Origin of the sequence: Klebsiella pneumoniae subsp. pneumoniae HS11286, assembly GCF_000240185.1 — a bacterium.
Classification (GTDB): Bacteria; Pseudomonadota; Gammaproteobacteria; order Enterobacterales; family Enterobacteriaceae; genus Klebsiella; species Klebsiella pneumoniae.
This window is the reverse complement of the sequence record NC_016845.1, coordinates 879,484-899,376: the sequence shown is the minus strand read 5'-3', so window position 1 is coordinate 899,376 and position 19,893 is coordinate 879,484. Positions and strand designations below refer to the sequence as shown.

The following is a 19,893-nucleotide window of genomic DNA, read 5'->3' as shown; positions in this document are numbered from 1 at the left end:
GCCCGACATAAAAGGCGTCATTAACGCTGCTGCATAAACTCACGATAGGCGGCGACCACCTGCAGGAAATCCTCAACACCGCACAGAGAGAGACTTTCTTCGTCGTAGTAGCTCATCCCCTCCTCGATTTCGTCGCCGGAAAACTCCAGCTGATTGGCGCGGATCATCACCTCTTCGCCATCCAGCCACAGCGTATATTCATGCCCGGCACGCTGCCAGGAACGCTCGCTGCCCTTCACGGTGCGCGCAGCCTGCTCCACTTCGTCCAGCAGAGCAAGATTGCCTTTCACCTCCTCGTTGAACCAGTGGCCGATCGCCTCGTGATCCATCGACATTCGCACCTTTACCACTCCGGTAATATCGCGCAGAAATTCGTAATCCATAGTCTTTTCCTCTGCAAGGGCAATGCGTCACCGCTGCACTGTACCCATGCAGTAATTATCGCAGCAGACAGAAAGAAAAAAAGCGTAGCGGGCGGGAGGTTTGGAAATAAAAATGCCCGCTGATGCAATGTTCACCGGGCATTGGAGAGTTTATCGCCAAACGGTCAGCCGGGCTGACCGAATGGTTTACACCGCGGTCTGGAAGATCACGCCGTCAGCTTTTTCAGTGTACTGATCCAGCTGGTTGAAGTTCAGATAACGGTAGGTATCTTCCGCCGTCTTATCCACCTGCGCCACGAAGGTCTGGTACTCTTCCGGCGTCGGCAGTTTGCCGAGCAGCGAAGCCACCGCTGCCAGTTCGGCAGAGGCCAGATAGACGTTAGCGCCGGTACCTAAACGGTTCGGGAAGTTACGGGTAGAGGTGGAAACCACCGTCGCGCCGTCGGCCACGCGCGCCTGGTTACCCATACACAGGGAACAGCCAGGGATTTCGATACGCGCCCCGCTCTTACCAAACACGCTATAGTAGCCTTCTTCGGTCAGCTGCGCGGCATCCATACGGGTTGGCGGCGCCACCCACAGGCGAGTCGGCAGTTGGCCTTTGTGGCTATCCAGCAGCTTACCGGCGGCACGGAAGTGGCCGATGTTGGTCATGCAGGAGCCGATGAACACTTCGTCGATCTTCTCGCCCTGCACATCAGACAGCAGGCGGGCATCGTCCGGATCGTTCGGCGCGCACAGAATCGGCTCTTTAATATCCGCCAGATCGATGTCGATCACTGCCGCGTATTCCGCGTCAGCATCGGCTTCCAGCAGCTGCGGATCCGCCAGCCATTTTTCCATGCCCTGGATACGACGCTCCAGGGTACGGCGGTCGCCGTAGCCTTCGGCGATCATCCACTTCAGCAGAACGATGTTGGAGTTCAGATACTCAACGATCGGCTCTTTATTCAGCTTGATGGTGCAGCCGGCGGCAGAACGCTCCGCCGAGGCATCGGTCAACTCGAACGCCTGCTCGACTTTCAGATCCGGCAGACCTTCGATCTCGAGGATGCGACCAGAGAAGATGTTTTTCTTACCTTTCTTCTCCACGGTCAGCAGGCCCTGCTTGATGGCGTACAGCGGGATGGCGTGGACCAGGTCACGCAGGGTGATCCCCGGCTGCATTTTACCTTTGAAACGCACCAGCACCGATTCCGGCATATCCAGCGGCATCACGCCGGTCGCGGCGGCGAAGGCCACCAGACCAGAGCCTGCCGGGAAGGAGATGCCGATTGGGAAACGGGTGTGGGAGTCACCGCCGGTACCCACGGTATCCGGCAGCAGCATGCGGTTCAGCCAGGAGTGAATCACGCCATCGCCCGGACGCAGAGAAACACCGCCGCGGTTCATGATGAAGTCCGGCAGAGTGTGGTGCGTGGTAACGTCAACCGGCTTCGGGTAGGCCGCGGTGTGGCAGAAGGACTGCATCACCAGGTCTGCAGAGAAGCCCAGGCACGCCAGGTCTTTCAGCTCATCACGGGTCATTGGACCGGTGGTGTCCTGAGAACCGACGGAGGTCATTTTCGGTTCGCAATAAGCGCCCGGACGGATACCGGCAACGCCGCAGGCGCGGCCAACCATTTTCTGCGCCAGCGAGAAGCCGCGGGTGCTTTCCGCCACGTCTTTCGCCTGACGGAAGACATCGCTGTGCGGCAGGCCCAGCGCTTCACGCGCTTTGGTGGTCAGACCGCGACCGATGATCAGCGGAATACGGCCGCCGGCGCGCACTTCGTCGATCAGCACATCGGTTTTCAGCTCGAAGCTGGCCAGCAGTTCGTTGGTCTCGTGGTTACGCACTTCGCCTTTGAACGGGTAAACGTCGATTACGTCGCCCATGTTCAGGTTAGACACATCAACTTCGATAGGCAGCGCGCCCGCATCTTCCATGGTGTTGAAGAAAATTGGCGCGATTTTACCGCCCAGACACAGGCCGCCGCCGCGCTTGTTCGGCACGTTCGGGATATCGTCGCCCATAAACCACAGCACCGAGTTGGTGGCGGATTTACGTGAAGAACCGGTCCCGACCACGTCGCCGACGTAGGCCAGCGGGTAGCCTTTCTGCTGCAGGGCTTCGATCTGTTTGATTGGGCCAACCACGCCCGGCTGATCCGGCTCAATACCTTCGCGGGGGTTTTTGAGCATTGCCAGCGCATGCAGCGGGATATCCGGGCGCGACCACGCATCCGGCGCCGGAGAGAGATCATCGGTGTTCGTTTCGCCGGTGACCTTGAAGACGGTAACAGTGATTTTCTCTGCCAGCTGCGGACGGTTCAGGAACCACTCGGCGTCAGCCCAGGATTGCATAACCTGTTTAGCATGCTCGTTACCCGCTTTGGCTTTCTCTTCCACGTCGTAGAAGTTATCGAACATCAGCAGGGTATGGGAGAGCGCTTTCGCGGCAATCGGCGCCAGTTTCGCGTCGTCCAGCGCATCGATCAGCGGATGGATATTGTAACCGCCCTGCATGGTGCCCAGCAGTTCAACGGCTTTTTCAGGGGTAACCAGGGGGGAGGTCGCTTCGCCTTTGGCGATCGCGGCAAGGAATCCAGCTTTAACATAGGCGGCTTCGTCGACGCCCGGCGGTACACGGTTAATCAGCAGGTCTAACAGGAATTCTTCTTCGCCCGCAGGCGGGTTTTTCAGCAGTTCTACCAGCGCGGCCATTTGGGTTGCATCTAAGGGTTTGGCAACAATCCCCATGGCGGCACGCTCAGCTACGTGCTTACGGTATTCTTCTAGCACGACGGTTCTCCTCGCTCTCATTGTCATAATGCGGCCTACACGTCTTCAATCAATCTGCCTCTGTCCTGGCTTAGCTTGCCGCGTGACGCATCTTGAAGGATTTAGTGGCTGGGCGATTTTCTTCACGCTCCTGTGAGACAGCAGTTTGTAGGGTAAATGCCCGATACCGCGTCGGCAGCATAGCAGGATTTTTGAAAGGTGTTAATCTGTTTACAAAAAAGCAACATTAAAATTTAGCTGAATCGTTAAGGGCAGGATATTGCAGGCTTTCTGTTCAAATCCCGCGACAAAAATTCCTTTCCGCGTACAACGCCACGGGCCGATCCCAACAATAATCAATAAAAAGCCATACCGCTTACTTATACTCAGCAAACGCGCCGTTTTCGCAGATACTTTAGCGAGATGGGTTACTTTTTGGGTCAGGAGTTTCCATGTCACTGCCGTTCAAACCCCATATTATCGCCCTGCTCTGTAGCGCTGGCTTACTCGCGGCGGCAGGAACACTCTATGTACAAAGCCGAACCCCAGCGACGATCGCTGAACCGCCTGCGCAGCAAGCGCCAGCGCCCGCAGCGTCGACGACACAGCCGGTGGCCGCCACTTACACCCAGGCGCAAATTGATCAGTGGGTCGCCCCTATCGCGCTCTACCCGGACAGTCTGCTGTCGCAGGTGTTGATGGCCTCCACTTATCCCGACAACGTCCTGCAGGCGGTCCAGTGGTCCCAGGATAACCCCGCGATGAAAGGGGATGCGGCCGTGCAGGCGGTTGCCAGCCAGCCGTGGGACCCTAGCGTCAAATCTCTTGTCGCTTTCCCTGCCCTGCTGGCGATGATGGGCGAGAATCCGCCCTGGGTGGAAAATCTTGGCAATGCGTTTTTGGCCCAGCCGCATGATGTGATGGATTCAGTGCAGCGCCTGCGCGCCATTGCCCAACAAACCGGGACGCTGAAATCCACACCGCAGCAGAAAGTGATTGTCACCCCTGCCGCACTGGTTTCAGCCAGCAGCAGCACGGCAGCAACCGCAACCGCCCACACAGCGGCGCCTGCGCCCACGCAGGTCATTAAAATAGAGCCGACCAATCCACAGGTGGTCTATGTTCCCAGCTATAACCCCTCCACCGTCTATGGTACCTGGCCGAACAGCGCCTATCCGCCGGTCTATCTGCCGCCCCCTCCCGGGGAGCAGTTTACCGATAGCTTCGTCAAAGGCTTCGGGTACAGCCTCGGCGTGGCCACCACCTGGGCGCTGTTCAGCAGTATCGACTGGGATGATGATGACCATCACCATCACGATGACGACTACCGCCACGGCGATTACTCGCATAATGGCGATAACATCAATATTAATGTAAATAATTTCAATCATATAACAGGAGAAAACCTGCCGGGAAACCACGTTAACTGGCAGCACAATCCTGCCTATCGCGGACACACACCGTATCCCGATAATACGGTAGCTCAGCGCTTCCATCAGACCAACGTTTCCGGCGGACTGAGCGCGACCCAACATGCGCCAGTCGATCGCGAAGCGCAGCGCCAGGCAGCGATGACCCAGCTGCAGCATAACGTACCGACGGCCACAGCGGGCAATCTGGCGGCAAACAACGCCTCACGCGACGCCCAGCGTCAGGCGGCCTCGGCGCAGCTGAAGCAAGCCACCCAACGCAGTAATTACCGCGGTTACGACAGCACGCCGACCCAACAGCAGCGTCGCGAGGCGGCAAAAACGCAGCTGAAAACCCCCACGCCGCAGCAACAGCAGCGTCGAGAAGCCGCCAGGAGCCACGAGCAGAACCGCACACCTCAGCAGCAGCAGCGCCGGCAGCAGTTCCAGTCCGCCACGCCAGCCCAGCGTCAGCAGACGCTCAGCCATCTGCGCGCCAACGCCCTTAGCGGCAACGAAAGCCGCGCCCCCTCCTGGCAAGCGCAGCAGGAACGAGGACTGCAGAGCCGCCAGTTATCCGGCGTAAACCGCGAGTTACGCGAGGGCGCCAGAGAACGTCTTTCCGAACACCATGAACTGCGTCGCCGCTAAGGATGAGCAGAATGAGAAACCCATTATCCGTTGCCCTGTTTACGTTAATGCTGTCGCCGCTTGCCGCCTTCGCCCAACAGCAGTTTGCCACGCCGGAACAGGCCGCAACTGCGCTGGCCGAAGCGATCAGCCAGCCTAATGAAGCCGCGCTGAGCGAAGTACTCGGCGATAACTGGCAGCAGTTTTTACCCACGGACGGGATCGACCCTGCCGCCGTCGATCGCTTTCAACGCGACTGGCAGGTGAAACATGTCATCATCCAGCAGGGTGACAAAGCCTGGCTCGATGTCGGTAGCGAGGCATGGCGTCTGCCCGTGCCTATCGTAAAAGCGTCTGAGGGATGGCGCTTTGATATGGCCGCTGGCGAAGAGGAGATCCTCACCCGCGCCATCGGCCGCAATGAGCTGTCGGCGATCGCCGCCATGCATGCCTATGTTGATGCCCAGCAGGATTATTATCATCTGAACCACCGCTGGGCGCAGAAAATCATCAGTAGCGAAGGCAAAAAAGATGGCTTGTACTGGCCAACTTCGCCGGGCGAAGCGCCAAGCCCGCTCGGTCCGGCCTTTAGCCCGACGGTGCCCGGTAGCGGCTACCATGGCTATCGCTTTCGAATTATCGCCGGTCGCGATGACCAGAGCGTCGCCTTGCTGGCCTGGCCGATAGCCTGGGGTGAAACCGGCGTGATGAGCTTTATGATCGATCAGCAGGATAGGGTCTATCAGGCCAATCTCGGTGAAGAGAGCGCCGCAAAGGCACAGGAGATAACGCGTTTTACCCCCGACGCTGACGCCGGCTGGCAAGTGGCAGAACCTTAAAAAAAACGCCCGGTTGCACTCACGCAACCGGGCGTTTTCATTCACTTAGCCCTGGTGAGGCATCAGAGAAGGATCGCCGGCAAAGGCTGGTTTTGTGCTGGATAATGCCGCTTCGTCAGCGCTGATGCTACCGGAATTCGCCGCCCATACCCCTTCATTGGTCTTCGTCACCTGCTGATGCTGGGCATTCAGATCCTGGCCCATCGCCGCAATGTGGGTCGTTTCCGTACCGCCGCTGTTGTCCGCCCAGGGAATGTTGGCGTCAGCGGCGCAAGCCACACCGGTAAAAAACGTTGCAGCGACCAGCGCTGTGGTTAAAAAGCGTTTCATCTCACACCTCATCGATATCATTAACTACCTATAAGTTTACTGAGTGACTATTTTCAAAGTATGTATGAAGTGTAGCGGTTTATGAACAGTGACATAGTTCTAAACATCAGGCATAAAAAAAGCGGCTCCCGGAGCCGCTTATGCTTTTTTCCTGAAAGAAAAAGTTACTTTTTCTTCGCTTTGGCGTTTGGCAGGTCGGTGATGCTGCCTTCGAACACTTCCGCCGCCAGGCCAACGGACTCGTGCAGAGTCGGGTGAGCGTGGATGGTCAGGGCGATGTCTTCAGCGTCACAGCCCATCTCGATAGCCAGGCCGATCTCACCCAGCAGCTCGCCGCCGTTGGTGCCGACAATCGCGCCGCCGATAACACGGTGGGTCTCTTTGTCGAAGATCAGTTTGGTCATACCATCTGCGCAGTCAGAAGCGATAGCACGGCCGGAAGCAGCCCACGGGAAGGTGGCGGTTTCGTAGCTGATGCCTTTCTCTTTCGCTTCTTTCTCGGTCAGACCGACCCATGCCACTTCTGGTTCAGTGTAGGCGATGGATGGGATCACTTTCGGATCGAAGTAGTGTTTCAGACCGGAGATAACTTCTGCGGCAACGTGGCCTTCATGGACACCTTTGTGCGCCAGCATCGGCTGGCCGACGATATCGCCGATAGCAAAGATGTGCGGCACGTTGGTGCGCATTTGTTTGTCAACGCGGATGAAGCCGCGATCGTCAACTTCCACGCCAGCTTTACCTGCATCGAGGTTTTTACCGTTCGGGACGCGGCCGATAGCGACCAGCACTGCGTCGTAACGCTGCGCTTCCGCCGGTGCTTTTTTACCTTCCATGGAAACGTAAATACCGTCTTCTTTCGCTTCAACGGCAGTCACTTTGGTTTCCAGCATCAGGTTAAATTTCTTGCTGATGCGTTTGGTGAAGACTTTCACCACGTCTTTGTCGGCAGCCGGGATAACCTGGTCGAACATTTCCACCACGTCAATCTCTGAACCCAGCGCATGGTATACGGTACCCATTTCCAGACCGATGATACCGCCGCCCATCACCAGCATGCGTTTCGGTACAGATTTCAGTTCCAGCGCGTCGGTGGAGTCCCATACGCGCGGATCTTCATGCGGGATAAACGGCAGCTGAATCGGACGGGAACCCGCCGCGATGATGGCGTTGTCGAAGTTGATCACGGTTTTGCCGTTTTCGCCTTCCACTTCCAGGGTGTTAGCGCCGGTAAATTTACCCAGACCGTTAACCACCTTCACTTTACGACCTTTGGCCATGCCAGCCAGACCACCGGTCAGCTGAGTGATGACTTTTTCTTTCCAGGTGCGGATCTTGTCAATGTCAGTTTTCGGTTCGCCGAAAACGATGCCGTGTTCGGCCAGCGCTTTCGCTTCTTCGATAACTTTTGCCACGTGCAGCAGCGCTTTAGAAGGGATACAACCCACGTTCAGACAAACACCACCGAGGGTGCTGTAACGTTCTACGATGACGGTTTCCAGACCTAAATCAGCGCAACGGAAGGCTGCAGAGTAACCTGCGGGGCCTGCCCCAAGTACCACGACCTGAGTTTTGATTTCAGTACTCATCATGACCTCTGTAATTTATATCCGGCGGGTCTGACGCTATTATTCTTACGCCCAAGTCCACCGGGACGTTCTATCCGCGTGTATTTTACAAAATTGTTAACAATTTTTAAACAACAAACGGCAAACGATTTTGTCCTTTGTTGCTGATAATCCCCAACAGCCTGAGGTTATCAGAAAAAAGCCGGCCGTCAGGCCGGCTTTTTCGATTACATCACCAGGCGGCGAATGTCGCTCAGGGTGTTGTTAATGATGGTAATGAAGCGGGCACCATCAGCACCGTCGATGACGCGGTGGTCGAAGGACAGAGAGATCGGCAGCATCAGGCGCGGCACAAACTCTTTACCATTCCATACCGGCTCCATCGCGGACTTAGACACGCCGAGGATGGCCACTTCCGGCGCGTTAACAATCGGCGCGAAGTGGGTGGTACCCAGGCCGCCGATGCTGGAGATGGTGAAGCAACCGCCCTGCATTTCGCCAGCCGTCAGTTTGCCATCGCGCGCTTTCTTCGAGATGGTGGTCAATTCACGAGACAGCTCGGTGATGCTCTTCTTGTTCACGTCTTTGAAGACCGGAACCACCAGACCGTTCGGGGTATCCACCGCCACACCGATGTTGATGTATTTCTTCAGCGTCAGGCGCTGACCATCTTCGGAGAGCGAGCTGTTGAAGCGCGGCATCTGCTCAAGCGCAGCGGCAACCGCTTTCATGATGAAGACCACTGGAGTGAATTTCACGTCCAGTTTACGCTTCTCAGCTTCGGCATTCTGCTGCTTGCGGAACGCTTCCAGATCGGTGATATCGGTTTTGTCGAAGTGGGTAACGTGCGGAATCATCACCCAGTTACGGCTCAGGTTGGCGCCAGAGATTTTCTGGATACGACCCAGCTCCACTTCTTCGACTTCGCCAAACTTGCTGAAGTCAACCTTCGGCCACGGCAGCATGCCCGGGATACCGCCGCCAGCGGCAGCCGCCGGTGCGGATTCAGCGCGTTTAACCGCTTCTTTCACGTAAGCCTGAACGTCTTCGCGCAGGATACGACCTTTACGGCCGGTGCCTTTCACTTTAGCCAGGTTAACACCGAACTCGCGCGCCAGGCGGCGAATCAGCGGGGTCGCGTGAACGTAGGCATCGTTTTCAGCGAATTCGCTTTTACCTTCTGCTTTCGCAGCCGGCGCAGCGGCAGGCTTAGCGGCCTGAGCCGGGGCAGCAGCTGGTGCCGGGGCAGCAGCCTGAGCCGGAGCGGCGGCAGGCGCAGCGCCTTCCACTTCGAAGACCATAATCAGGGAACCGGTTTTGACTTTATCGCCGGTGCTGATTTTGATCTCTTTAACGGTACCCGCGAACGGCGCCGGAACTTCCATAGAGGCTTTGTCGCCCTCTACGGTGATCAGGGACTGTTCCGCCGCGACTTTATCGCCGACTTTAACCATCACTTCGGTGACTTCAACTTCGTCGCCGCCGATGTCCGGGACGTTAACATCTTTCACGCCTGCTGCGGCAGCCGGAGCCGCAGCAGCCGGCGCGGCAGCCTGTGCCGGAGCGGCTGCAGGCGCAGCGCCCGCCACTTCGAAGATCATAATCAGGGAGCCGGTGGAAACTTTATCGCCGGTATTGATTTTGATCTCTTTGACGGTACCGGCGAACGGCGCCGGAACTTCCATAGAGGCTTTATCGCCTTCTACGGTGATCAGGGATTGCTCAGCGGCGATGGTGTCGCCCACTTTAACCATGATCTCAGTGACTTCGACTTCATCGCCGCCGATATCCGGGACGTGAACTTCTTTCGCTGCCGCGGCAGCCGCTGGAGCAGCGGCGGCCGGAGCGGCTTCTTTCTTCTCTTCCTGCGCAGGTGCAGCGGCGGCTGCACCTTCGGCGGAATCGAAAATCATAATCAGTTTGCCAGTCTCGGTTTTGTCGCCGACGGAGACTTTAATCTCTTTCACGACGCCAGCCTGCGGAGACGGGACTTCCATAGAGGCTTTGTCGCCTTCTACGGTGATCAGCGACTGTTCAGCTTCTACTTTGTCGCCAACTTTGACCAGGATCTCGGTGATTTCAACTTCATCAGCCCCGATGTCCGGTACTTTGATTTCGATAGCCATTATTCTTTTACCTCTTACGCCAGACGCGGGTTAACTTTTTCTGCATCGATGTCGAATTTCGCGATAGCGTCAGCCACCACTTTCTTATCGATTTCACCACGTTTAGCCAGTTCGCCCAGCGCTGCTACGACCACATAGGAAGCATCGACTTCGAAGTGGTGACGCAGGTTTTCACGGCTGTCGGAACGACCGAAGCCATCGGTACCCAGTACGCGGTAATCATCAGCCGGTACGTAAGTACGAACCTGCTCAGCGAACAGTTTCATATAGTCAGTGGATGCCACTGCCGGAGCGTCGTTCATTACCTGAGCGATATACGGCACGCGCGGGGTTTCCAGCGGGTGCAGCATGTTCCAGCGTTCGCAATCCTGGCCATCACGCGCCAGTTCGGTGAAGGAGGTAACGCTATACACGTCGGAACCCACGCCGTAGTCTTTCGCCAGGATCTGCGCTGCTTCACGCACGTGACGCAGGATAGAACCGGAGCCCAGCAGCTGAACTTTACCTTTGCTACCTTCGATGGTTTCGAGTTTGTAGATACCTTTACGGATACCTTCCTCGGCGCCTTCCGGCATGGCCGGCATGTGGTAGTTTTCGTTCAGCGTAGTGATGTAGTAGTAAACGTTCTCTTGCGCTTCGCCGTACATACGGACCAGACCATCATGCATGATGACAGCCACTTCATAGGCGTACGCCGGGTCGTAAGAGATACAGTTCGGGATAGTCAGCGACTGAATGTGGCTGTGACCATCTTCGTGCTGCAGACCTTCGCCGTTCAGGGTAGTACGACCGGAAGTCCCGCCAATCAGGAAGCCGCGAGCCTGCTGATCGCCAGCCGCCCAGCACAGATCGCCGATACGCTGGAAGCCGAACATCGAGTAGTAGATGTAGAACGGGATCATCGGCAGGTTGTTGGTGCTGTAAGAGGTCGCAGCAGCCAGCCAGGATGCGCCTGCGCCCAGCTCGTTGATCCCTTCCTGCAGAATCTGGCCTTTCTCGTCTTCTTTGTAGTAAGCAACCTGCTCACGGTCCTGCGGGGTATACTGCTGGCCGTTCGGGCTGTAAATACCGATCTGACGGAACAGACCTTCCATACCGAAGGTACGCGCTTCGTCGGCGATGATCGGCACCAGACGATCTTTGATCGACTTGTTCTTCAGCATCACGTTCAGGGCGCGAACGAAAGCGATAGTGGTAGAGATTTCTTTGTTTTGCTCTTCCAGCAGCGCGCTGAAGTCGGCCAGGGTCGGCAGCTCGAGTTTCTCAGTGAACTTCGGCTGACGAGTCGGCAGATAGCCGTTCAGCTTCTGACGCTGAGCGTGCAGGTAAGTGTGCTCTTCGGAACCTTCCGGGAAGGTTACGTACGGCAGTTTTTCGAGATCGGCATCCGCCACCGGCACATTGAAACGATCGCGGACGTAGCGAACACCGTCCATGTTCATTTTCTTAACCTGGTGCGCGATGTTCTTACCTTCAGCGGTATCGCCCATACCATAACCTTTAATGGTATGCGCCAGGATCACGGTCGGCTGACCTTTGGTCTCCTGCGCTTTCTTCAATGCAGCGTAGACTTTCTTCGGATCGTGACCACCGCGGTTCAGAGCCCAGATCTGCTCGTCAGTCCAGTCAGCGACCAGGGCAGCGGTTTCCGGATATTTGCCGAAGAAGTGCTCACGAACGTAAGCGCCGTCTTTGGATTTGAAGGTCTGGTAGTCGCCGTCAACGGTTTCGTTCATCAGCTGAATCAGCTTACCGCTGGTGTCTTTACGCAGCAGCTCATCCCAACGGCCGCCCCAGATAACCTTGATAACGTTCCAGCCAGCACCACCGAAGATGCCTTCCAGTTCGTTAATGATTTTGCCGTTACCGGTGACCGGGCCGTCCAGACGCTGCAGGTTGCAGTTGATGACGAAGACCAGGTTGTCCAGTTTTTCACGGGTGGCGATGGTGATAGCGCCTTTTGATTCCGGCTCATCCATCTCGCCGTCGCCCAGGAAGGCGTAAACGGTTTGTTCGGAGGTGTCTTTCAGACCGCGGTGTTCCAGATATTTCAGGAATTTGGCCTGATAGATAGCGCCCAACGGCCCCAGCCCCATGGATACGGTCGGGAACTGCCAGAATTCCGGCATCAGTTTCGGGTGCGGATAAGAGGACAGGCCCTTGCCGTGAACTTCCTGACGGAAGTTGTCCATCTGCTCTTCGGTCAGACGGCCTTCCAGGAACGCACGTGCATATACGCCCGGAGAGATGTGACCCTGGAAGTACACCAGATCGCCGCCATCTTTCTCAGTGCGCGCACGGAAGAAGTGGTTGAAGCAGACTTCGTAGAAGGTCGCGGAAGACTGATAGGACGCCATGTGGCCGCCCAGTTCGAGATCTTTTTTCGACGCGCGCAGAACGGTCATGATGGCGTTCCAGCGAATCGCAGAACGAATGCGACGTTCCAGATCCAGATTGCCCGGGTATTCCGGCTCATCTTCAACGGCAATAGTGTTGACGTAGTTGCCGGCGGAAGCGCCTGCAGCAACCTTCACTCCGCCTTTACGGGCTTCAGAAAGGAGTTGGTCAATCAGATACTGAGCGCGCTCAACACCTTCTTCACGGATGACCGATTCGATCGCCTGTAGCCAGTCGCGAGTTTCGATCGGATCCACGTCATTGTGTAAACGTTCTGACATGGGGGTATTCCTTATCTATCTAATCGTTGATTAATCTGGAACCTGTCCCATTGAACTCTTCGTTCTTCACGCTGGAACAACCAAAAATTCAATAAGACAGGTTCTGCGTTTAGTTGCCGCGCTCTAAAAATGGCGCTTAAGAACCGGAGTTCTCGTCCTTTCGTTGCTGTAAACGACGCAGTGAGCGCTCTCGACGGCTCTGCTCACGACTACGATCCAGCAAAATTTCCTCAATGAACGCCAGGTGACGGTGCGACGCTTCACGCGCCTGCTCCGGCTCCCCGGCCATTATCGCCTCGAAAATGCGAGTGCGATGGTTGCTGACCAACGGGAGCATTTCCCGCCGGGCATACAGCAATTCAAAGTTCTGACGCACGTTTTGCGCCAACATCGGCTCCATACACCTTAGCAGATGAAGCAACACCACATTGTGTGCCGCCTCGGTGACGGCGATTTGATACTGGACGACGGCGCCGGACTCAGCGTCCAAATCGCCCGACTGCTGAGCGCGTTCAATAGCCTGATGCAGCTCACGGATACGGTCGCGATCCTCATCATTGCTGCGCAGCGCCGCGTAATAGGCCGCGATGCCTTCCAGCGCGTGACGGGTCTCAAGCAAATCGAATTGGGATTCAGGGTGATCGGACAGCAGCTCAACCAGCGGATCGCTGAAGCTCTGCCACAGGCGGCTCTGAACAAACGTTCCACCTCCCTGACGACGAAGCAACAAGCCCTTGGCTTCGAGGCGTTGAATCGCCTCACGCAGCGAGGGGCGGGAAACGTCGAACTGTTTAGCCAGTTCGCGTTCTGGCGGGAGTTTTTCACCGGGGCGCAAGGTCCCCTCAAGAATCAGAAACTCCAGCTGCTGCTCTATCACATCGGATAATTTTGGTTGGCGGATTTTGCTGTAGGCCATATTCCCTGTCTCTGCCATTAGCCCGGAGTCAATTGGTCTTACCAATTTAAAGTTCGTAGCGCTAAAGTAACAAAGTATTCACCTTCTGTCCATACAGGTTTTGATTGAAATCAGTAAACCTGGGACATTTTAACAACCTTACAGAAATAACATTTCAGAAATGTAACCTTGCACAAATGTTACGTTTACTCACAAAGAGGTAGCCTTAACTTTATAGAAACGAAAAATTACGCTTTCTGAACCGATTCAACGCTGCAATAAATGAATACAGAGTCACTTACAGTGAATAAATAATGACAAAGCAGCATGCATCAAAATACGACAGATTGTGACTATTGATGTCTTTTTAGACACATCGTCATCATCCCTTCATAAAGCAGGTGCATTCAAATGCGCTTACCACTATTCTGCCGGAGACGAAAGGCCTTTTTCGGAATTACCACACAGCCTTCCGTAAACAAAACAATACAGAAACGGAAGTTCCAAAATACACAAACACAACAATATGTGCGCGCCATCACTCGGGTAAAAAGTGGGCCACTTCGCCCAAATTTTCGCTGGCTATGCTTTCAGGCAGAGACAGCAGTGAAGCAGCAACCTGACGGATGACGTACACAAAAAATAACCACACACGAGGTTTCATATGGAAGGTCAACAGCACGGCGATCGGCTGAAGCGCGGCCTGAAAAACCGTCACATTCAGCTCATCGCGCTGGGCGGGGCTATCGGCACCGGCCTGTTTCTGGGGAGCGCGTCCGTCATTCAGTCCGCCGGCCCGGGTATCATTCTTGGTTACGCTATCGCCGGTTTTATCGCTTTCCTGATCATGCGTCAGCTGGGCGAAATGGTGGTGGAAGAGCCGGTGGCCGGCTCATTTAGCCACTTTGCTTACAAATACTGGGGCGGTTTTGCCGGCTTCGCCTCCGGCTGGAACTACTGGGTACTGTATGTCCTGGTGGCCATGGCGGAACTGACCGCCGTTGGCAAATATATCCAGTTCTGGTGGCCGGAAATCCCTACCTGGGCCTCGGCGGCGGTCTTCTTCATCGCCATCAACGCCATTAACCTGACCAATGTCAAAGTGTTCGGTGAAATGGAATTCTGGTTCGCGATTATCAAAGTGGTCGCCGTAGTGGCGATGATTTTGTTCGGCGGCTGGCTGCTGTTCAGCGGCAACGGCGGCCCGCAGGCGACGGTACGTAACCTGTGGGACCAGGGGGGCTTCCTGCCGCACGGCTTTTACGGGCTGGTGATGATGATGGCGATCATCATGTTCTCCTTTGGCGGCCTGGAGCTGGTGGGGATCACCGCCGCGGAAGCGGATAATCCGGAGCAAAGCATTCCTAAAGCCACCAATCAGGTTATTTACCGTATTCTGATCTTCTATGTTGGTTCGCTGGCGGTGCTGCTCTCCCTGCTGCCGTGGACCCGCGTCACCGCGGACACCAGTCCGTTCGTCCTGATCTTCCATGAACTTGGCGATACGCTGGTGGCAAACGCTCTGAACGTGGTGGTGCTGACGGCAGCGCTGTCGGTTTATAACAGCTGCGTGTACTGCAACAGCCGTATGCTGTTCGGCCTTGCTCAGCAGGGCAACGCGCCAAAAGCGCTGCTCAGCGTCGACAAACGCGGCGTGCCGGTGAATACCATTCTCGTCTCGGCCCTGGTCACTGCGCTGTGCGTGCTGATCAACTACCTGGCGCCTGAATCTGCTTTCGGTCTGCTGATGGCGCTGGTGGTCTCAGCCCTGGTCATCAACTGGGCGATGATCAGCCTCGCGCATATGAAATTCCGTCGCGCCAAAAAGCAGCAGGGCGTGGTCACGCGTTTCCCGGCCCTCTTCTATCCGCTGGGCAACTGGCTGTGCCTGCTGTTTATGGCGGCGGTGCTGGTGATTATGCTGATGACCCCGGGGATGGCGATTTCCGTCTGGCTGATCCCGGTATGGATTGCGGTGCTGGGCGTGGGCTATCTGTTTAAAGAGAAAGCCGCCGCCACCATAAAAGCACAATAATACATCTCATCAATACTTCACTTTGCTCTGCGCCCTCCCCTGAATAATGGGCGCAGAGCATTGTTATCTGCTTCACACTTTCCCCTCCATAGCTTATTTATCCATATCGTCAACGAGTTCTTGCAACGTATTTCTGCCAACCGCAGCCAATAATTCTCTCCATACTGCAACGGAGAGACCGCACATGGCAGAGAACACGCTTTCAATAAGAGAAAAGATTGGTTACGGGATGGGTGATGCCGGATGCAATATTATCTTTGGCGCCATCATGCTGTTTGTGAACTATTTTTACACTGATATATTCGGACTAGCGCCGGCGCTGGTCGGCGTACTTCTGCTCTCGGTGCGAGTCATCGATGCGGTAACCGACCCTATCATGGGCGCTCTTGCCGACCGCACCCGTAGTAAATATGGTCGCTTTCGTCCATGGCTGCTGTGGATCGCCTTCCCCTACGCCCTGTTCAGCGTCCTGATGTTCACCACTCCTGAGTGGACCTACAATAGCAAAGTCATCTATGCGTTTGTGACCTACTTTCTGCTGTCGATTACCTATACCGCGATTAATATTCCTTACTGCTCGCTGGGAACGGTGATGACCGCCGATCCGAAAGAGCGTGTTGCCTGCCAGTCTTATCGTTTCGTCATGGTGGGTATCGCCACGCTCCTGCTGTCATTGACGCTGCTGCCAATGGCCGACTGGTTCGGCGGCGCCGATAAAGCGAAGGGCTACCAGATGGCGATGACCGTGCTGGCCTTTATCGGTATGTGTATGTTCCTGTTCTGCTTCGCCACCGTGCGCGAACGTATCCGCCCGGCGGTGCAGACGAATGACGAACTGAAAAAAGATCTGAAAGACGTCTGGAAAAATGACCAGTGGGTGCGCATCCTGCTGCTCACGCTGTGCAACGTCTGTCCGGGCTTTATCCGCATGGCCGCCACCATGTACTACGTCACCTGGGTGATGGGACAAAGCACCCATTTTGCCACCCTGTTTATCAGCCTCGGCGTAGTTGGGATGATGATTGGCAGCATGCTGGCGAAAGTCCTGACCGACCGCTGGTGCAAACTGCAGGTTTTCTTCTGGACCAATATCGTGCTGGCCGTGTTCTCCTGCGCCTTCTATTTCTTTAATCCACACGCCACCACGCTGATTATGGTGCTCTACTTCCTGCTCAACATTCTGCATCAAATCCCTTCCCCGCTACACTGGTCGCTAATGTCCGACGTTGACGACTACGGCGAATGGAAAACCGGCAAGCGCGTCACCGGTATCAGCTTCTCCGGTAATCTGTTCTTCCTCAAGGTCGGCCTGGCGGTCGCCGGGGCAATGGTCGGTTTCCTGCTGTCATGGTACGGCTACGACGCCGGCGCGAAAGCGCAAAGCGCCTCCGCGCTGAACGGTATCGTGCTGCTATTCTCAGTCATTCCCGGCGTCGGCTATCTGATCACCGCCGGCGTGGTGCGCCTGCTGAAGGTTGACCGTACCCTGATGCGCCAGATTCAGAGCGATCTGGAGAAGCGCCGCAGCAACTACAGCGAGCTGAACGAATACCAGGAACTGAAAACCAGTGAACACGTAAGGAAAGCCTGATGAACAACTGGCCAAACCCCTTTATTGAACAGCGTGCAGACCCCTTTATCCTGCGCCATCTTAGCCACTACTACTTTATTGCCTCGGTGCCGGAATACGACCGGCTGGAGATCCGGCGCGCGGTAACCCTTGAAGGATTACGCGATGCTGAGCCGGTCGTGGTTTGGCGCGCGCCGCAAAGCGGGCCGATGAGCCAGCTGATTTGGGCGCCGGAGCTGCATGAAATAGACGGTAAGTGGTATATCTATTTTGCCGCCACCCATACTCACGATCTGGATGCGCTGGGGATGTTCCAGCATCGCATGTTCGTTCTCGAGTGCGCTGACAGCGATCCGCTGACCGGCCGCTGGCAGGAAAAAGGCCAGGTGGTCACGCCTTTCGATACCTTCGCCCTCGATGCCACCACTTTTACCCATCAGGGGAAACGCTGGTATCTGTGGGCGCAAAAATCCCCGCATATCGAAGGCAACTCAAACCTGTATCTCGCCGAAATGGCTAACCCGTGGACGTTAAAAGGCGAGCCGGTCATGCTGAGCAAGCCGGAGTTCGACTGGGAGTGCCGGGGATTTAAGGTCAACGAAGGGCCTGCGGTACTGATGCATGGCGATAAGCTATTTATCAGCTATTCCGCCAGCGCCACCGATGAAAACTACTGCATGGGGTTGTTATGGATCGACCGGCAGGCCGATCCGCTGCAGCCGGCAAACTGGCATAAAGCTCCGCAGCCGGTGTTCCGCACCAGCTATGAAAACCGCCAGTTTGGCCCAGGTCATAATAGTTTTACCCAAACGCCGGAAGGGGAAGATGTGCTGGTGTATCACGCGCGGAATTACACTGAGATAGAAGGCGACCCGCTGTATGATCCCAATCGCCATACGCGGTTAAAGCTGGTCAGCTGGCGGGAAGACGGGATGCCCGACTTCGGTATTCCACCGGCGGATACGCTGTAGCGGTTCGGAATGTTACCCGCTGGCGCGGGTTCTCCAGGCCGGGTCAGGCGAAGCCGCCACCCGGCAACATGACCAGCACGGCGTCTGATATATCGCCCGGCGGCGCTGTTGCTTGCCGGGCCTACGTGACGTGAGCCTGCGGGTGACTCGCCAGGCCGGATAAGCGCAGCGCCATCAGGCAACAAAAGCCCCGCAGGTACGTACATCGTGGCAGGCAGCGCGCGGGCTCAGGCCGTTAAACCAGGGTACCGTAAATCGTCAGCAGCGCCATAATCACCACTACCACCAGCGAAGTCTTCTTAGCCATCGATACCGCAGCCTTCGGCGTCGCTACTTTATCCACGTGCGGCTCACGGGCCAGGGAATACTGCGCCAGGCGGGTCAACACCTGATACTGCGACGAATGGCGGTCGCCCAGCGAAGCAAACCACGCCGGGAGCGCTTTTTCACCATGGCCCACCAGGGCATAGACCACCCCCACCAGACGCACCGGCAGCCAGTCCACAATATGCAGGATACCATCGATCCCGGACTGCAACCGGTGGTGCGGCGTCTGGTAGCGCGCCAGCCATGTCTGCCAGGCGCGCAGTACGCTGTAGGCGATAAGCGTCAGCGGGCCCCAGGCGCCCCCCACGACAAACCAGAAAAGCGGCGCCAGATAGTATCGATAGTTAATCCACAGCAGCGCATTTTGCAGTTCGCTAAGGTACTCACGCTCATCACAGCCCGGCGGCACGCCGTGAATCAGCGTCAGCTCGCTGGCCATGGCATCGCAGGCGCGACTGTCATTGCGCGACGCCGCTTTCAGATAGGCATGGTAGTGCAGCCGAACTTTGCCGGCGCCAATGCATAGCAGGCCCAGTAAAATCCAGAACACCAGCAGCGGTATGTTAAACAGCTGCCCCTGCAGCAGACGCTGAATGATATACACGACCGCGACGGCCACCAGCGTCATCAGCAGCGTGCCCGGTAACGAGAAATGTTTTATCCGGCGAAACACCACCTCCAGCCGATGATCAAGCTGCCAGTGTTCGCCCAGCTTAAACAGCCGTTCGGCGATAAGCACCAACAGCGTCGTAAACAGCGTCATGAGGTCTCCTTTTCTGACGGGGCGCTGAGCAGCGCACGGTATTTTATCCAGTCAAAGGCCGGTCCTGGATCGGTTTTCCGCACGGGCGCGATATCGCTGTGGCCCGCAATGTTTTCGGCGATAGCCGGATAAAGCGCGATCAGCAGATCCGTCACCGCCGCCAGCTGCCGGTACTGCGCGTCGGTATACGCCAGAGTATCGGTGCCTTCCAGCTCTATGCCGATGGAAAAGTCATTGCAGCGTTCGCGTCCCTGATAACAGGAGACGCCCGCATGCCACGCCCGCTTATCGAAAGGCACATACTGCACGATTTCGCCATCACGGCGAATCAGACAATGCGCCGAAACGCGCAGATGAGCAATCTCGGCAAAGAAAGGATGCGCGTGCGGATCCAGGGTACCAGTGAACAGCGCATCAATCCACGGACCACCAAATTCCCCCGGTGGCAGGCTAATGTTATGCACCACCAGTAAGGAAGGGGTCTCTTCATCCGGACGGCAGTCATGGTGCGGCGAGGGAACCCGACGCGCGCCGACCAACCACCCCTCGTTCAACTGCATGCGGGATCTCCTTTCGCGAACTCATGCTTCCGGGCCACACGCCGGC

16 protein-coding genes are annotated in these 19,893 nt (G+C 56.3%); 5 read left to right on the top strand and 11 right to left on the bottom strand.

Features of this window, described 5'->3' with window-relative positions:
- Window positions 1–20 precede the first annotated feature (20 nt).
- The 3 genes from KPHS_08460 to KPHS_08440 all read right to left on the bottom strand — a co-directional run bounded on the left by KPHS_08460 (window position 21) and on the right by KPHS_08440 (window position 3,506).
- Window positions 21–383, bottom strand: coding sequence for a YacL family protein (locus KPHS_08460; protein ID YP_005225146.1), 363 nt, complete (start codon window positions 381–383; stop codon window positions 21–23).
- Window positions 384–569: 186 nt separating this feature from the next.
- The gene (locus tag KPHS_08450) at window positions 570–3,089 is read right to left on the bottom strand and encodes an aconitate hydratase (protein ID YP_005225145.1); all 2,520 of its coding nucleotides are present in this window, start codon (window positions 3,087–3,089) and stop codon (window positions 570–572) included.
- Window positions 3,090–3,377: 288 nt separating this feature from the next.
- Window positions 3,378–3,506, bottom strand: a complete 129-nt coding sequence (locus tag KPHS_08440) for a hypothetical protein (RefSeq protein ID YP_005225144.1) — start codon at window positions 3,504–3,506, stop codon at window positions 3,378–3,380.
- Window positions 3,507–3,598: 92 nt separating this feature from the next.
- Between KPHS_08440 and KPHS_08430 the strand changes: the two genes are divergently transcribed.
- Together KPHS_08430 and KPHS_08420 are read left to right on the top strand one after the other, a co-directional pair.
- A complete protein-coding gene (locus tag KPHS_08430) occupies window positions 3,599–5,206 on the top strand; it encodes a DUF3300 domain-containing protein (protein YP_005225143.1) in 1,608 nt (535 codons plus the stop codon).
- Window positions 5,207–5,217: 11 nt separating this feature from the next.
- Entirely contained in the window at window positions 5,218–6,024 is an 807-nt protein-coding gene (locus KPHS_08420; protein YP_005225142.1) for a DUF2950 family protein, read from the top strand.
- 45 nt (window positions 6,025–6,069) lie between these two features.
- On the opposite strand, the gene KPHS_08410 is transcribed toward KPHS_08420, so the two are convergent.
- The 6 genes from KPHS_08410 to KPHS_08360 form a co-directional block, all read right to left on the bottom strand.
- Complete coding sequence (locus KPHS_08410; RefSeq protein YP_005225141.1) at window positions 6,070–6,354, bottom strand: hypothetical protein; 285 nt, start codon at window positions 6,352–6,354, stop codon at window positions 6,070–6,072.
- 164 nt (window positions 6,355–6,518) lie between these two features.
- Entirely contained in the window at window positions 6,519–7,943 is a 1,425-nt protein-coding gene (locus tag KPHS_08400; RefSeq protein YP_005225140.1) for a dihydrolipoamide dehydrogenase, read from the bottom strand.
- Between the two features lie 206 nt (window positions 7,944–8,149).
- Window positions 8,150–10,048 (bottom strand): dihydrolipoamide acetyltransferase, encoded by a 1,899-nt coding sequence (locus KPHS_08390; protein YP_005225139.1) that lies wholly within the window; start codon window positions 10,046–10,048, stop codon window positions 8,150–8,152.
- Window positions 10,049–10,062: 14 nt separating this feature from the next.
- Window positions 10,063–12,726 (bottom strand): pyruvate dehydrogenase subunit E1, encoded by a 2,664-nt coding sequence (locus tag KPHS_08380; protein ID YP_005225138.1) that lies wholly within the window; start codon window positions 12,724–12,726, stop codon window positions 10,063–10,065.
- Window positions 12,727–12,862: 136 nt separating this feature from the next.
- The gene (locus tag KPHS_08370) at window positions 12,863–13,642 is read right to left on the bottom strand and encodes a transcriptional regulator PdhR (protein YP_005225137.1); all 780 of its coding nucleotides are present in this window, start codon (window positions 13,640–13,642) and stop codon (window positions 12,863–12,865) included.
- Between the two features lie 517 nt (window positions 13,643–14,159).
- Window positions 14,160–14,273: a hypothetical protein gene (locus KPHS_08360; protein YP_005225136.1), complete on the bottom strand. Its 114-nt coding sequence runs from the start codon at window positions 14,271–14,273 to the stop codon at window positions 14,160–14,162.
- A 12-nt stretch (window positions 14,274–14,285) separates the two neighbouring features.
- Here KPHS_08360 and KPHS_08350 point away from each other — a divergent pair, with 12 nt between their 5' ends.
- From KPHS_08350 to KPHS_08330, 3 genes are all read left to right on the top strand, one after another.
- Window positions 14,286–15,656 carry an aromatic amino acid transporter gene (locus KPHS_08350; RefSeq protein ID YP_005225135.1) on the top strand — a complete coding sequence of 457 codons (1,371 nt, stop codon included), beginning with the start codon at window positions 14,286–14,288 and terminating at the stop codon, window positions 15,654–15,656.
- Window positions 15,657–15,840: 184 nt separating this feature from the next.
- Entirely contained in the window at window positions 15,841–17,247 is a 1,407-nt protein-coding gene (locus KPHS_08340; RefSeq protein YP_005225134.1) for a putative permease of the Na+:galactoside symporter family, read from the top strand.
- On the top strand, window positions 17,247–18,197 hold the full coding sequence (locus tag KPHS_08330) for an alpha-N-arabinofuranosidase (RefSeq protein ID YP_005225133.1): 951 nt from the start codon (window positions 17,247–17,249) through the stop codon (window positions 18,195–18,197). Before KPHS_08340 ends, KPHS_08330 begins: the two co-directional genes overlap by 1 nt.
- 235 nt (window positions 18,198–18,432) lie before the next feature.
- On the opposite strand, the gene KPHS_08320 is transcribed toward KPHS_08330, so the two are convergent.
- Together KPHS_08320 and KPHS_08310 are read right to left on the bottom strand one after the other, a co-directional pair.
- Window positions 18,433–19,287 (bottom strand): regulatory protein AmpE, encoded by an 855-nt coding sequence (locus tag KPHS_08320; RefSeq protein YP_005225132.1) that lies wholly within the window; start codon window positions 19,285–19,287, stop codon window positions 18,433–18,435.
- Window positions 19,284–19,847 carry an N-acetyl-anhydromuramyl-L-alanine amidase gene (locus KPHS_08310; protein YP_005225131.1) on the bottom strand — a complete coding sequence of 188 codons (564 nt, stop codon included), beginning with the start codon at window positions 19,845–19,847 and terminating at the stop codon, window positions 19,284–19,286. Before KPHS_08310 ends, KPHS_08320 begins: the two co-directional genes overlap by 4 nt.
- Window positions 19,848–19,893 lie beyond the last annotated feature (46 nt).